Source organism: Virgibacillus kimchii (genome assembly GCF_055379185.1).
In genome coordinates this window covers 1487722-1502697 of record NZ_AP043951.1, presented here as the reverse complement: position 1 = coordinate 1502697, position 14976 = coordinate 1487722, and the positions used below count along the sequence as shown (strand labels likewise).

Here is a 14976-nt window from a genome sequence, read left to right as displayed (position 1 = left end):
TGGCAGTGATGTCGGGAAATATAGATTCCACCGGCAAAGTTAAAAAATATATGAAGGTGCGTGACTCCCTGTGGGGTCTCATCAATACCTTTCTCCTGCTGGTTAGTTATTTCCAATTATTATGAACAAATAGGATTTCCTTGAGAATCGGGCAAAAAGAGAATAGAATAAGAAATGGGAGTTTGCCATTTTGGAGGTATACACATGATTGAATTGAATGAAAGAGAGTTGGAGGCATTGCTGGATCAGGCAATAAAGCGTGTTGCCTCCGGTGAAAATTTTCAGCTCGTAAGTATAACTAAAAAAGTAAAACATACAGATCCGCTTCATTTTTTTGAAGCTGCCAAATATATGAATAAAGACCGTGTATACTGGACAAGCACGGTGGATGAATTCACGATTGCCGGTGTGGGAAATGTCCACGAAATAACGGCAAACCATGACCGCTTTCGGATGACAGAGGAAGCGTGGGAAAAAATCCGTAATGAAGCAATGATTCTTCAGGAGGAAAAAGTGCCCGGCACTGGTGTCGTAACACTTGGCGGGATGTCCTTTGATCCCCGTAAAGAACAGACGGAATTATGGAGACATTACCAGTCAAGCCAATTTGCCATTCCAGCCTACATGCTTACCGTTTATGAGGGAAAACATTATTTTACAATGAATATCCTTGTAAATAAAGACGATCATTCCATTCAGCTTGCCAATGAACTGAGAAATGCAGAAGAGATGTTATTTACAAACAGATCCATCCCGGAAGGCCCCTTATTCATTTTGGATAAAACAGAAATAGAACCCGAAACCTGGAAAAAATCCGTTATGAAAGCTACCGAGGAAATTGAATCCAATCAGGCGCAAAAAATTGTCCTTGCCAGGGAGCTTCGCCTAAAGCTGAATAAAGAAGCCAATATCAGCAGGGTGTTGCAAAAGCTGCTTTCCAAGCAGCCGAACAGCTATGTCTTTGCGTTTGAAAAAGAATCCGATTGCTTTGTAGGTGCTACACCGGAGCGTCTCGTCAAAGTGGAACAGGATCATCTTCTGTCCACTTGTCTTGCCGGTACGGCTCCAAGAGGTAAAACGAAAGAGGAAGATAAGCAAATTGGCCATTCCTTGCTGCATGACTCGAAAAATCGGGAGGAGCATGACTTTGTTGTCCGGATGATTAAAGAAGGGATGAAAAAGTATTGTACCAATGTTGATATTCCGGGCGAACCTGTCTTATATCCGTTAAAGAATCTGCAGCATTTATATACACCGGTTACGGCTACTTTAAAAGATGGCTACAGTATTTTTGATATTATCGGGGAGCTGCATCCTACGCCGGCTTTAGGTGGAACACCGACGGAAGCATCATTGCAGTTTATCAGGGATAATGAGCTGTTGGACCGGGGCTGGTATGGTGCACCTGTCGGCTGGCTGGACAGCAACCGGAACGGGGAGTTTGCTGTCGCCATTCGTTCCGGGTTGATTCAGGGAGATGAAGCATCCCTGTTTGCCGGTTGTGGGATTGTAAAGGATTCGGATGCTGAAAAAGAATATGAAGAAACAAATATTAAATTTTTGCCGATGCTGACAGTATTTGGAGGATAATATGGATCATACAGAGGTTTTAACACGCTACACAGCAAATTTTATAGATGAATTAACGAAAAATGGGCTGACCGACGTAGTTATTTCACCGGGTTCCCGGTCGACCCCGCTGGCACTTCCTGTTGCAGAGAATGAAAACCTCAGGGAATGGGTAATTATTGATGAACGTTCGGCGGCGTTTTTTGCGCTGGGTATGGCCAAGAAAACGAATCGGCCTGTTGCGCTCATATGTTCATCCGGGACAGCAGCAGCCAATTATTTTCCGGCAATTGTCGAAGCGAAATACAGCCGGGTGCCGTTGGTCATTCTTACTGCCGACCGGCCGCATGACCTGAGGGATGTCGGCGCACCACAGGCAATCGAGCAAATAAAGCTGTACGGGGAATATGTCAAATGGTTCCATGAAATGGCCCTGCCGGAAGCAACTCCCGAGATGTTAAATTATGTGAGAAGCAAAGCAGCAAGGGCTGTTTTCAATGCTAGTGAAGGGAACCCCGGACCGGTTCATTTAAATTTTCCTTTTCGCGAACCACTATCCCCGGATTTTTCATTGGATAACATTTGGGGAGGTCCCGATGCAGGAAAATCATTCAGTCCGGCGATGGACGGGGAAAAACGTTTATCACCGGATCAGCTTGAAGGTCTGATGGACCGGTTAAAGGATAAAGAAAAAGGAATTTTTGTATGCGGTCCGCAGGTGAACGAGACATTTACCCGTCATCTTACAAAACTTGCCGCTAAATGGGGCTGGCCGATACTTGCAGACCCTTTGTCACAGCTGCGGAGTGGAGACCATGCTAAAGCGGAAATAATTGAATCATACGATGCACTGCTTCGCCATGAAGAAATCCGTGAAACGCTGAAACCGGATGTTATCATCAGATTTGGAGCGATGCCTGTTTCAAAAGCCTATTTGTTCTATGTAAAGCAGCATAAGGATGTACAGCAATTCATTGTAGAAAATTACAGCGGGTACAGGGAGCCAGCCGGAAACCGGACGGAATTTATTTTTGCTGATGCTTCTCTATTATGTGAGGATCTTGAAGCAGCGCAGCAGACCGTACATAAGCAGGAAGAATGGCTGGCAAAATGGCAGCATATGAATCAGGTTGCAAAAAAACATCTGCTCAAAAAAGATCAACAGGATATCACCGAGGGGGAAGCAGTTAGAGGTTTGATGGAAGTAATTCCCGACAACAGTTCCATTTATGTTGGCAACAGTATGGCTGTAAGGGATCTGGACACATTTTTTCTCTCTACCGAAAAAAAGCTTTCCGTATTAGCCAATCGGGGAGCGAACGGCATTGACGGCATGGTTTCCAGCGGGTTGGGAGCAGCAGCGGCAGGTCATCCTGTTACACTCGTCCTTGGGGATTTATCATTTTTCCATGATATGAATGGACTTTTAGCGGCAAAACATTATAAGCTGAACATAACAATTGTAGTCATCAACAATAATGGGGGAGGAATTTTTTCCTTTTTGCCGCAAGCAAAAGAGCCGAAACATTTTGAGGCGTTGTTCGGCACTCCGCTCGATATTGATTTCAGGGATGCAGTTTCCATGTACGGAGGAGAATATGCGGAAGCCAAAACAGAAGAGGAATTAAAAGAAGCATTGAAGACAAGCTATCAACATAAAGGTCTGTCTGTAGTGGAAGTGAAAACAGATCGGACGGAAAACCTCCATTGGCACCGGGAGAAATGGCAGGCCATTGAAGAGGAAATTCTGTCGGAATGGAGGTGAGGGGATGTATCAATCCATCGGGAGCAATACGTATTGGTATGAAATTCATGGGACCGGAGAACCTCTTGTTATGTTGCATGGCTTTACGGGCAGCGGTGAGACATGGGCCGACTTCATTACTGAGGAAAAAAAAGATTTTCAGATCATTACAGTGGATCTTCCCGGACATGGAAAAACCGATGCTCCCCATATTACTTCCATGGAGGAAGCGTGCCGGGATTTGGATCAATTATTTTCCCGCCTTAAGCTGGGAAGTTTTCATCTGCTTGGTTATTCGATGGGAGGAAGAACAGCTTTATCCTATGTGATGCTATATCAGGATAGAGTAAAATCTCTGATTTTGGAAAGTGCTTCACCTGGTCTCGCTTCTGAAAAGGAGCGAATAGATCGGCAGGCAAGGGATGAAAAGCTTGCAGTGCGTATCGAGAGTGAAGGAATAGATCAGTTTGTTGATTTTTGGGAGAATATCCCGTTATTTCATTCACAGAAAAGACTGCCTGCAAATAAAAAAGGCGCCATCCGAAAAGAGCGGCTTGCCCAAAGTAAAACTGGACTTGCCGCTTCACTGCGCTCGATGGGGACGGGAAGCCAGCCATCCTGGTGGGATCAGCTGACTGAATTTAAAATACCCGTCTTTTTACTAGCGGGGGCGTTGGATGAGAAATTTACGAGTATAAATAAACGGATGCATAAACGTATGCCACACAGCAGGTTGAACATTATTGAAGATGCCGGGCATGCAATTCACGTGGAACAACCCGAGGTTTTTGGTAAAATAATAAAAGAATTTATTTTTCAAAATGACGAATACATATGAGGAGGAACAGTATGACAGTGCAATGGGAAAAAGTAAGAGATTATGAGGAAATTATTTATGAGAAATATAATGGAATTGCAAAGGTAACGATGAACCGTCCGGAGAAGCGAAACGCGTTTACTCCTTTAACAGTGAATGAGATGATTGATGCATTTGCGGATGCCAGAGACGATTCTTCCATTGGAGTCATTATTTTGACAGGTGCCGGCGATCAGGCATTTTGTTCCGGTGGAGACCAATCAGTACGCGGGCATGGCGGTTACGTCGGGGATGATCAGGTGCCACGTTTAAATGTATTGGACCTGCAGCGGTTAATCCGTACAATTCCTAAGCCTGTTGTTGCTATGGTTTCAGGCTATGCGATCGGTGGTGGCCATGTATTACATGTGGTTTGCGATTTGACCATTGCGGCGGATAATGCCATTTTTGGTCAGACAGGTCCGAAAGTGGGAAGCTTTGATGCCGGTTATGGAGCCGGGCTGCTTGCGCGGATGGTTGGCCATAAGCGTGCCCGGGAAATCTGGTACCTGTGCCGTCAGTATAATGCAGAGGAAGCTTACGAAATGGGCTTGGTGAACACGGTTGTACCGTTGGAAAAGCTGGAAGAAGAAACATTGCAATGGTGTGAGGAAATGCTGGAAAAATCTCCAACAGCACTACGTTTCCTGAAAGCATCCTTTAATGCAGATACTGATGGACTAGCAGGGCTGCAGCAAATGGGTGGGGACGCAACCCTTCTCTATTACACCACGGAGGAAGCAAAAGAAGGAAGAGATGCATTTAAAGAAAAGAGAAAGCCGGACTTTAAAAAGTTCCCGCGCTTCCCTTAAGAAGAAAAACCTTTGTTTGTGTGCAGATTCGTCTCATCACCATGAAATTAGGCGATGAGGCCGATCACAGGCAAAGGTTTTTTCTATACCGACACGTAGAAGGAGATTGGGAAAATGCAAGATGTAATTCCACATTGGTTAACGAAACAGGCAGACACTTCACCGGATCAAACAGCGGTGGAAGTTCCGGATGGTAATATAATCACATTTAAGCAGTTAAAGGAGGAAAGTCAGCAATTTGCGAAAAAACTTGCATCACTGGGTGTGGGTAAAAACAGTCATGTCGGTATTTTGTCTTCCAACGAATTATCGATGGTAATTGCCATCCACGCTCTCAGTTATCTTGGCGCTGTTGTCGTATTGCTGAATACGAGATTAACGAAGCACGAGCTGAATTTCCAAGTGAAAGATGCCGATGTGTCTGTTTTATTGACAAATGGTGATATGAAAGAAAAAGGAAAGGCCTTGAACGTACAGACGGTGAATACTTTTACAGAAATAGATCGGCTGCAAGAAAAAAAACAGGTGCGGCTTAAAACTGAAATCACATTAAACGAGCCTTTTACCATCATGTACACATCAGGTACGACCGGGTTCCCCAAAGGCGTTATTCATACATATGGCAACCATTGGTGGAGTGCTATAGGCTCCCTTCTGAATCTTGGGCTTTCTGAAAAGGATAAATGGCTTGCTGCATTGCCTATTTTTCACGTGAGCGGCTTATCAATTTTGATTCGCAGTGTTGTGTACGGCATGCCGGTTTATCTTTTGAAAAAATTCGAGGAGCAGGTGGTACAGGAAGCGATCATGAGGCGGAACGTCACCATTGTTTCCGTCGTCACAGTCATGCTTGAGAAGCTGATGAGGCAGTTGGAAGAACAACGGTATCCAGCTTCCTTTCGTTGTATGCTGCTCGGAGGAGGACCAGCACCAAAAACGCTGCTGGATCAAGCGAAGGAGAAAAATGTACCTGTTTTTCAGTCATTCGGCATGACAGAAACTGCTTCACAAATCATTACATTAAGCGCTGCAGATGCACTTAATAAACTCGGGTCAGCAGGAAAACCCCTCTTTCCGGCACAGCTGAAAATTAAAAATCCCGGAGAGGATGGCGTAGGAGAAATTCTGGTCAAAGGCCCCATGGTCACAACCGGGTATTATAAAAAAGAAGATGCCAATTCCAAGGCATTTCAGGATGGCTGGCTGGCAACAGGTGACTTGGGGTATACAGACGAAGATGGTTTCTTATATGTTGTAGACCGACGGAAAGATTTAATCATCTCCGGGGGAGAAAATGTGTATCCATCGGAGATTGAAAGTGTACTGGCAGGCATGGAGGGTATAAAAGAGGCTGGCGTAACAGGGAAAGAGAATGCCACATGGGGGAAGGTTCCGGCGGCGTTTATTGTAAAAGACGATAAACTATTGACTGAAGCGGATGTACTTCATTACGCTAAAACCAAACTTGCCGATTACAAAGTTCCTGTTATCGTTTATTTTGTGGATGAGCTGCCAAGGAATGCTGCAAATAAGCTTGTGCGGAATCAATTATGGCAATTAGTACAGTGAACATGAAAAGAGCTGTTACCCTGTATTTGGGTTTCAGCTCCTGCTGCTGCACAGTAATTATTTTTTCTTGATAAGTGCATCACGGTCATCCGCCTGCGGAGCCTCTTCCAGCCAGCCGTGTTTAATCATGATATTTGCTCCATCTTCGGCATAGAAGGCAACTTCCGGTATCAAAGAAGCATAACGCAGCCCTATATCCCTTCTCTGACTTGCGGCCAAACCCATGCCAAAATTTCCGATCCCGGCAGCAGTCATCGAGGAGACGTTATACATCATAAGTTTGTCTGAAAAGACCTTATCAGTGGAATCCAGAATTTCTCCGTCCCAACTCATCGGAGCAGGTAGATCTTCCTTTCTTAAAAAATCACTGAAAATATCTATATACTTCTGTGATAGCTTTTTCCCTCTTAAAAAATAATTCTTTACATCTTCATTTTCAGCAGTTTGTGCAAAGCCAGTGATCAAAGCTTTTCCAACCGAATTTACATTTGTATTTACAAATAAATGGGTAATCTCTACACCTGTAACAGCTCTTTTATCTCCAAAAAAGCCATTTAAAAATTGTTGCTTCTTAACAAAATCTGTTTTGTCAGGTACAGATATAAAAGGAGGTCTTACATAAGTTCCCTGTCGTAACATCAATTCCAAGGTAATGCGCTTCAATTCAATGCCCTTTTCTATAACGCGTTTCTGGAAGCGAAAAATGTCCGGTCTTGTAGCTGTACCGGCTGAAAAGCTGCCGGCTGTCATGGCAAGTTGTGCCATTTGGTTAAGGTAAACCAAAAAAAAGGTATCTGTAAAAAGCTTCGGGGCTTTGGGATTTACATCCTCTTCTGTAAACCCTGTTGGTATTGGGAAATCTTCTTTTTTAAATAAGTCTTCCAGAATGAGAATGTTTTCTTCGGAGGACTTGAGTACCTGTGCGATTACGGCTCTAACAGCTTCATCTTCTGCTTTTTCATAGAAATAACTATTGACACAAACAGCTAATGAATCACTTAAATACTGGGACCATAACCCGGACATTTCTGCTGACGTAAGATGAATATTCGTTTTATCTTCCATTACATTCCCTCCCGTTTAAAACATATTGCTTATTTATGCCCGGCGGTAGATATATTATTCAGTGATTTTTAACAGAAGCGTTGATCTCCCTAAGAGTATTTATATCCCCCAGTCTTCTTTTAATATATTTTTCAGTAACTGCAACTGCTCATTACCTATACGCCCGGCGATTTCTTCCTCCAAACCGGCTTTCAGCATCTTATTTTTTTCGTAACAAGCTTCTCCAAGTGTTGTTAACTGAATGCATTTAGCTTTTTTATTATGTTTGGCATCACTGGTTTCCACCAGTCCTTTTGCTTCAAGATTCTTAATAAATTTATGTGTAGCCTGCCTTGTAATATCAACGTTTTTTGAAACATAAGCGATGCTAGCCTTCTTTTTATATATTCTGGCCATTATGTACCACTCTGAATTGGAAAGTTGAATATCACTATTATCATTCCACAGCTGTTCTGTTATCTTTCTAAGTTGCATATGACGCTCACTTAGAACATCAAATAGATCCAGATCTTTTATATCAAAACTCATCCGTTTCCCCCCTGTAACCTAATTACGGAATATACTATATATAACCGCTTCCTGTTTGTCAACCAAGTTGACAAAATTCTTGAAAACGGTTATACTGGTGTTGTAAACCAAGTTGACAATACAATAGTAGAAGGAGCCAGGCAAATGTTTAAAGTTGGAGATTTGATTATATATTCGACGCATGGCTTATGTGAGATTGAAGATATCTCTGAAAAAAAGGTTGGTGGTGTGACTAGAACTTACTATGTGATGCACCCGGTTGAAGACACCAATCTGACAATCAGCATTCCTAAAAAACTTGGGGAGAAAAATATGCAGCCGCTTATGGGAAAAGAGGAAGCGCAAAAGATATTGCAATCTTTCCAAATGGATGGTATAGCCTGGGTCGAGGATGCAAGAGACCGGTACAAGAAGTACAGCAGTATTGTCAAAACAGGGGAGCGCACAGATATTTCAAAAGTGGCCAATACGTTAATGAGAAAAGTAAATGAGGCCAGTAAAGATAAAAAAAGACTTTCCGAACAGGATCGAAAGCTGTTGGAATCGATTCAGACTATTTTATTTCAGGAACTGGCTGTTACATTGAATAAACCGCGGGAAGAAATAGCTGAACAAGTGTACAGTATGATTAAGAAAAAAGCAGTATAACTTATTTTAACCCATTTTCATCTGAGATTTTTATTTATTAACAAGATAATAGGTTAGTGAAAAATGGCTGGATCATTATCCGGCTATTTTTATTTTTAATAGTATACAACATTTTTTTATCAATAAATGAATAATAAGACAATATTTTTATAAATACTCCTTTCCCTGCATGATTTTTGCTATTATATATAGTATAGTGAGAAAATAATAGTAGTTAACTGCAACAATGTTCTATTTTCTACATAAAAGAGAAACAGAACTGCTGCGGAAATTTTAAGTAATTAAGGGAGGAATAATAATGGCAACAACGAAGGAAATCATTGAACAAACAGAGCAATACGGTGCACACAACTATCATCCCCTGCCAATTGTAGTGGAGGAAGCTGAAGGAGTGTGGGTAAAGGACCCTGAAGGAAATAAATACATGGATATGCTCAGTGCCTACTCTGCAGTAAACCAGGGGCACCGCCATCCGAAAATAATTGCAGCGCTGGAGGACCAGGCTGGTAAGGTAACGCTTACTTCCCGTGCGTTCCACAATAAAGTGCTTGGACCATGGACAAAAAGAGTTGCAGAACTTACAGGCAAAGACAAAGTATTGCCGATGAACACAGGTGTCGAGGCTGTGGAAACTGCGATTAAAGCTGCCCGCCGCTGGGCATATCAGGTGAAAGGTGTGGAGGATAATAAAGCTGAAGTCATTGCGGCTAAAGGAAACTTTCACGGCAGAACGTTAAATGCAATATCCTTATCCAATGATCCAGATGCAACAACGGACTACGGCCCATTTGTACCAAATATAAATAAAGTGGAATATGGCAATATTGAAGCCATTAGAGAAGCTATTACACCCAACACAGCAGCTGTCATCGTGGAACCGATCCAGGGTGAAGCCGGCATTATCATACCACCGGAAGGGTATTTAAAAGAAATCCGTCAAATTTGTGATGAAAACAATGTATTATTCATTGCGGATGAAGTGCAAACAGGTTTAGCACGTACAGGTAAAATGTTTGCGTGCGAATGGGAAGATGTGGTCCCTGATATTTATGTGATGGGCAAAGCGCTGGGCGGCGGTGTATTCCCGGTATCTGCCATAGCAGCGAATAAAAATATTATGGACGTTTTCACACCTGGTTCCCACGGATCTACTTTTGGGGGAAACCCATTGGCATGCGCCGTCTCATTAGCTGCGCTTGATGTGATTGAAGAGGAAAATCTGGTGGAAAAATCGCTGGAGATGGGGGAGTATTTCGTAAATGAGCTCCAGAAAATCGATAACCCTGAATTAAAGGAAATTCGAGCACGTGGTATGTTCATCGGTGTAGAGTTCAATCATCCTGTCCGCAAGTATTGTGAAGAACTAAAAGAAGAAGGCGTGTTATGTAAAGAGACACATGAGAATACCATCCGTTTTGCTCCGCCACTGGTGATTTCCAAAGAAGAAATTGATTGGGCAATGGAAAAGGTGAGAAAAGTATTGTCGAAATAAAATCATATTGAAATGGAAAGAGGATGGACTAGTGAAGCAGTTCCATCCTCTTTTAAATTTGTTTTGAAGAGGTGATGCGAAGGGAGTACTTCTTCGATATAAGTGAATGAGTCATTAAAAAGATCTTCAAGAAGTCGCTGAAGTTCAAAAAAAGCAGGGACGAGCGTAAAAATGATCTTCAAGAAGTCGCTGAAGTTCAAAAAGAGTTAGGTCGAGCGTAAAAATGATCTTCAAGAAGTCGCTGAAGTTCAAAAAAAGCAGGGCCGAGCGTAAAAATGATCTTCAAGAAGTTGCTGAAGTTCAAAAAGAGTTAGGTCGAGCGTAAAAATGATCTTCATGAAGTTGCTGAAGTTCAGAAAAGCAGGGCCGAGCGAAAAAGTGATCTTCATGAAGTTGCTGAAGTTCAGAAAAGCAGAGCAGAGCGAAAAAATGATCTTCAAGAAGTCGCTGAAGTTCAGAAAAGCAAGGCAGAGCGTAAAAATGATCTTCAAGAAGTCGCTGAAGTTCAGAAAAGCAGGGCAGAGCGAAAAAATGATCTTCATGCAGTTGCTGAAGTTCAGAAAAGCAGGGAAGAACGTAAGAATGATCTTCAAGAAGTCGCTGAAGATCAAAAAAAGTTAGGCAGAGCGAAAAAGTGATCTTCATGAAGTTGCTGAAGTTCAGAAAAGCAGGGCCGAGCGAAAAAATGACCTTCAAGAAGTTGCTGAAGTTCAGAAAAGCAGGGCCGAGCGAAAAAATGACCTTCAAGAAGTTGCTGAAGTTCAGAAAAGCTGGAGTAAGCATAAAAATGATGCTCATCTAGGTAATAAAGATCAAATAAGCCGGAATAGCAAAATAACAGCCTTATTTTAAAATTTCCTGGAAGTTAAAGACAAAGTTAAACATAATAAGCCCACTGATGAACGCCTACAATTTTGTAATTATTACTTAGTATTCTTCTTATCCTCTGTTTTGACTTGACTACCGTGCACCAATCATGAATTATATTTGTCGTAAGCCTCTTATTCGGGAATAGAATCTGAAATTCCTTTATACTTCTTAATACAGCGTTTGTTACTAACTCTTCAAAGCCGCATTTACAACAAATACATTTGCTTTTCACCACTGTAACAGATAATGACTGACACCTTGCACATGCAATGCCCTTTCGCAATTGATTAAAATCGTAGTACGGCAATTTGCTATATTGTGATTCGGTTTTATGCAAAGCCAACAATCGTTCTGCAAGTTTCTTATGATTTCCTGTTAATTTTGATGGAATTGTATTTAAGCTTTCCATATAACTGTGGATCTGGGTTGGAAGAATAAATGGCTTGTCCATAGGTGCTTGGTATAAGGTGAATTTGGGATTGATGAAAAGAACAGAAGCATCTATTTGAGGATTGGAGCCAAGGCTTAGGAGTAACTGTCGCAGCAAAGAATCTGCTCTGCTCAATTGGTGCAGCGGGTTGATCACTTCTTTTCTCGGTTTTTTATACAATTTGTCTTTTTCATAGTAGTAATCACCCTCATGATATTTAACTTCATAAAAGTAAATCTTTTCCTGCATAATGATTAGTGTATCAATTTGGAAGGTAGTGTTACTCACTTCGAGTAAGAGATCATTTAATATTAAGCAGTCGCATTGAAGTTTTTCCGTAAATGTATCAAATAGCATCTCTCCCTCATAACCTTTTTTCAGGCTAAAATAATACTGCTTGTCCTTGCTGCTTAGATCCATTCTCTGGTTTAGTAACTCGAGGATTATTAATTTTTTGGGTTTAGTTCGAGGTTTGTAAATCATCAACTACATCCTTTCTATGTTTATATAAGCTTAATATATTTTAATAATTAAATAAAGAGAATTAACTAATAATTTTTCGGCTCACAATAAAATTAATGCCAATTACGCTGAAAAAGACAAATGGTAACACCAATTCTTTTTGCCAGATAGTAAATTGACGCCGTGTAAAAGAAGTGCTATTACAGGTTGAATTTAAGGTTAAAGACGAGTATTGTTCAAGTGATGGAATTGCAAAGGACCTTGCAGTTTTATAAACATGTATTAAAACTTAAGCAAATCCTTTAACGATAAGCGTATGGCTTTTTTCTCAGTTGGAGAGGGGACTACAAATCTGCTCCATACGGCTGATGAGCCAGACCCACCAAAGAAAGAAATGGATAAGTTGGAGGCTGCTGTATTATTCATGAAATCTGACAACGGAGAAATCGTAACAGTATCCCGTTAATAAGATTGGGGCGTAAGAGATGCTGTCCGGACGGGTATAAAGTTTTGGCTGGGACAGTGGAAGGTATAAAAAGGGGTGAGAAAATTGGATATATCAATAGTGAAACCGGACATAAAACATACAGAGGGCATTGCCGGCGTCTGTGCAGCCGGCTGGAAGCAGACGGTGGAAGGAAAACTGAGTAAGGAATATCAGAAGAAGAATATAGATTTTTGGTACAACCATGGCAGGGTATATAATGATATTCTTGAGGACATATACTCGTATGTCGCACTTGATGATAAAAAAGTTGTAGGGGTTATTGGGGGAAGTATCACAGAAAAATACACAGGAGAAATATTTGTTCTTTATGTGGATGAAACATATCGCTATAAAGGCATTGGCAGGCTGCTTCTTGAAAAAATTACGAAAGAACAACAGATCCAAGGTGCAAAAATGCAATGGGTGTCGGTGCAGGAGGACAACCAGCGGGGCATTCCTTTCTATGAAGCAAGAGGTTTTGTGTATCAGCATCAACAGGTTACATATACGGATACGAATGAGAAGCAGGTATCTCTGCGGTATTTGAGAAACATATAGGTTGAATGAATTTACACGGCTTATGCATATAATGAATGCGAATCAACCGATTGTCAATATGGATCCACTTTAGTGCAGGTTCCCTTTCTGTACATTATGAGCATCTTTATTTCCATTTACATTAATTATAGGCAGTACCAAATTTTCAACTAGCTTAAATTCATACATGCTTTTAGGTATATTGAGCCAAATTATTACCAGGAGGTGTTGGATTTGAAAAGAAAGAAGTATTATGTCAATCTTGGTTCCGGAGAAATTTCCCAAATTAGATTTGGAAATAATGATGAGTTTACCATTCATGCAACAAATGACGAAATCTTATTATTACGCTCCAAAATGGAGAATATGCATGGAGCGGGATGGTATTCATTTTGGCGAGCTCATGTACCGATCATGCCATACCATAATGACAAATCAAATGACCGTTATGACAGTGAACTGACAGAGGCATATCAGATGCTGTACGATTTAGGCGACGAAAATGTGAAAAGGCATATTGAAGAAATAGGTGTATTGGGTACCGACCCTTTGTAAAATGAAATGATTACGGCTATAGGTATAAAAAGAGTGTGGTGACTTGGTTGATTTAAGCACCACACTTCTTAAGTTTCGTTTATCGGGTGGGCTGCTGGGCGCAACACCTGTGATCATGAGAGCTGTATATTAGTAGACGGAAAGATGTGGTATAAATTTTCTACTGAGACAACATTAAAACAGGTCATCCCTGAGCCCCCGCCGGAAAAAACAGAGAGGCGGGAGCAGCCACAGTGCAGCAACTGTTTCAAGCTTTGCTCAGGACATCAATGATATGGATTCACATGGACGTACACATCCTGTGTTTCTTCATGACCGCTTATTAATGCTTCTTTTACATTTTTTGCAATATCATGCCCTTCATCTACCGTTATTTGCGAATCGACACTGATTTTCGTATCAATGATGACGTAGGACCCGTGAGAGCGTGCATGGAGGGAATCAATTCTTTTTACACCTTCAATGCTATTCACTGTATCAATGAATTTCTTTGTTTCTTCCTCATCCAGCACTATTTCCAGAGAGATTTTCACAGCCTCCTTACCAAGGCTGAAGCCCATCCATATAATAATGACTGCAATAATGGCACCTGCCAGGGGGTCCAAATATTGCAAGTATGGAATGTTATAATTGGCTCCCCAGATGGAAAGCCCAATCCCGGCAAGTGCAATCACAGAAGAAATGGCATCTGTACGGTGATGCCAGGCATCTGCAATGATGGCCGGGCTATTGATTTTTTTTCCTAAACGTTTTTTATATTGAAAAAGTGCTTCTTTCACGAAAATGGAAAAAAGAACGATATATAAAGCGACTATGCTTGTATAGCTCTGTGTATTTGACCAAATGGCGGAGACGGCATCCATCAAAATTTCAAAACCAATCACAACGAGCAAAAAGGATACAATGAGAGTAGCAATATTTTCTGCTTTGCCGTGACCATATGGATGCTCGGAATCGGGTGGTTTTTGCGCTGCCCTGATCCCAACCAAAACGGCAATGGAGCTGATTACATCTGATGCAGAGTGAAATGCATCCGCTATTAAAGCTCGACTATTCCCCATCACACCTCCAATGCCTTTGATTACTGCCAATACCAAATTCGCCACAATACCCAGGATGGAAGCGAACTGGGCTTTTTGAAATCGATCATTCATGAAAATACCTCATTTGCAATTTGCCTTCTTTCCATTCTATCAGTATTTTAACAAAAACGTCCATGGGGAATTGGTGCATATTTGGTTTACAGTGTAATAATCATCACCTGCCCATCATATTTTTCTCCAGGCAATGTTTATCTATCCGGGTAAAAAGGAATAGGCATAAAGACAAGTCATCAAAGACCCACAGGAGGA

Annotated in this window: 15 protein-coding genes; 11 read left to right on the top strand and 4 right to left on the bottom strand. The window is 41.5% G+C overall.

Features of this window, described 5'->3' with window-relative positions; genetic code table 11:
• Positions 1 to 204 precede the first annotated feature (204 nt).
• The 5 genes from ACZ42C_RS07695 (at position 205) to ACZ42C_RS07675 (ending at position 6550) form a co-directional block, all read left to right on the top strand.
• Complete coding sequence (locus tag ACZ42C_RS07695) at positions 205 to 1590, top strand: isochorismate synthase (protein ID WP_461182445.1); 1386 nt, start codon at positions 205 to 207, stop codon at positions 1588 to 1590.
• A gap of 1 nt (position 1591) precedes the next feature.
• Positions 1592 to 3334, top strand: a complete 1743-nt coding sequence (menD, locus tag ACZ42C_RS07690; protein WP_461182444.1) for a 2-succinyl-5-enolpyruvyl-6-hydroxy-3-cyclohexene-1-carboxylic-acid synthase — start codon at positions 1592 to 1594, stop codon at positions 3332 to 3334.
• A 4-nt stretch (positions 3335 to 3338) separates the two neighbouring features.
• Positions 3339 to 4151 (top strand): 2-succinyl-6-hydroxy-2,4-cyclohexadiene-1-carboxylate synthase, encoded by an 813-nt coding sequence (gene menH, locus ACZ42C_RS07685; RefSeq protein WP_461182443.1) that lies wholly within the window; start codon positions 3339 to 3341, stop codon positions 4149 to 4151.
• Between the two features lie 11 nt (positions 4152 to 4162).
• On the top strand, positions 4163 to 4981 hold the full coding sequence (gene menB / locus ACZ42C_RS07680; RefSeq protein ID WP_461182442.1) for a 1,4-dihydroxy-2-naphthoyl-CoA synthase: 819 nt from the start codon (positions 4163 to 4165) through the stop codon (positions 4979 to 4981).
• A 114-nt stretch (positions 4982 to 5095) separates the two neighbouring features.
• A complete protein-coding gene (locus tag ACZ42C_RS07675; RefSeq protein WP_461182441.1) occupies positions 5096 to 6550 on the top strand; it encodes an o-succinylbenzoate--CoA ligase in 1455 nt (484 codons plus the stop codon).
• 57 nt (positions 6551 to 6607) lie between these two features.
• On the opposite strand, the gene ACZ42C_RS07670 is transcribed toward ACZ42C_RS07675, so the two are convergent.
• Positions 6608 to 7615 carry a DUF3231 family protein gene (locus tag ACZ42C_RS07670; RefSeq protein WP_461182440.1) on the bottom strand — a complete coding sequence of 336 codons (1008 nt, stop codon included), beginning with the start codon at positions 7613 to 7615 and terminating at the stop codon, positions 6608 to 6610.
• A gap of 99 nt (positions 7616 to 7714) precedes the next feature.
• On the bottom strand, positions 7715 to 8143 hold the full coding sequence (locus ACZ42C_RS07665) for a MarR family winged helix-turn-helix transcriptional regulator (RefSeq protein ID WP_461182439.1): 429 nt from the start codon (positions 8141 to 8143) through the stop codon (positions 7715 to 7717).
• 144 nt (positions 8144 to 8287) lie between these two features.
• Here ACZ42C_RS07665 and ACZ42C_RS07660 point away from each other — a divergent pair, with 144 nt between their 5' ends.
• The 4 genes from ACZ42C_RS07660 (at position 8288) to ACZ42C_RS07645 (ending at position 11085) form a co-directional block, all read left to right on the top strand.
• Positions 8288 to 8791, top strand: coding sequence for a CarD family transcriptional regulator (locus ACZ42C_RS07660; protein ID WP_461182438.1), 504 nt, complete (start codon positions 8288 to 8290; stop codon positions 8789 to 8791).
• 298 nt (positions 8792 to 9089) lie between these two features.
• Positions 9090 to 10283 carry an ornithine--oxo-acid transaminase gene (locus tag ACZ42C_RS07655; RefSeq protein WP_461182437.1) on the top strand — a complete coding sequence of 398 codons (1194 nt, stop codon included), beginning with the start codon at positions 9090 to 9092 and terminating at the stop codon, positions 10281 to 10283.
• Between the two features lie 327 nt (positions 10284 to 10610).
• Complete coding sequence (locus tag ACZ42C_RS07650; protein ID WP_461182436.1) at positions 10611 to 10904, top strand: hypothetical protein; 294 nt, start codon at positions 10611 to 10613, stop codon at positions 10902 to 10904.
• Positions 10905 to 10926: 22 nt separating this feature from the next.
• On the top strand, positions 10927 to 11085 hold the full coding sequence (locus ACZ42C_RS07645; protein ID WP_461182435.1) for a hypothetical protein: 159 nt from the start codon (positions 10927 to 10929) through the stop codon (positions 11083 to 11085).
• A 75-nt stretch (positions 11086 to 11160) separates the two neighbouring features.
• Here ACZ42C_RS07645 and ACZ42C_RS07640 read toward each other — a convergent pair whose 3' ends face one another.
• Complete coding sequence (locus ACZ42C_RS07640) at positions 11161 to 12066, bottom strand: nuclease-related domain-containing protein (RefSeq protein ID WP_461182434.1); 906 nt, start codon at positions 12064 to 12066, stop codon at positions 11161 to 11163.
• A gap of 520 nt (positions 12067 to 12586) precedes the next feature.
• On the opposite strand from ACZ42C_RS07640, the gene ACZ42C_RS07635 reads away from it, so the two are divergent.
• Positions 12587 to 13090, top strand: a complete 504-nt coding sequence (locus ACZ42C_RS07635) for a GNAT family N-acetyltransferase (protein WP_461182433.1) — start codon at positions 12587 to 12589, stop codon at positions 13088 to 13090.
• Positions 13091 to 13303: 213 nt separating this feature from the next.
• Entirely contained in the window at positions 13304 to 13624 is a 321-nt protein-coding gene (locus tag ACZ42C_RS07630) for a hydrolase (RefSeq protein WP_461182432.1), read from the top strand.
• 266 nt (positions 13625 to 13890) lie between these two features.
• Here the strand turns inward: ACZ42C_RS07630 and ACZ42C_RS07625 are convergent, their stop codons facing one another.
• The gene (locus ACZ42C_RS07625; protein ID WP_461182431.1) at positions 13891 to 14778 is read right to left on the bottom strand and encodes a cation diffusion facilitator family transporter; all 888 of its coding nucleotides are present in this window, start codon (positions 14776 to 14778) and stop codon (positions 13891 to 13893) included.
• Between the last annotated feature and the right edge of the window lie 198 nt (positions 14779 to 14976).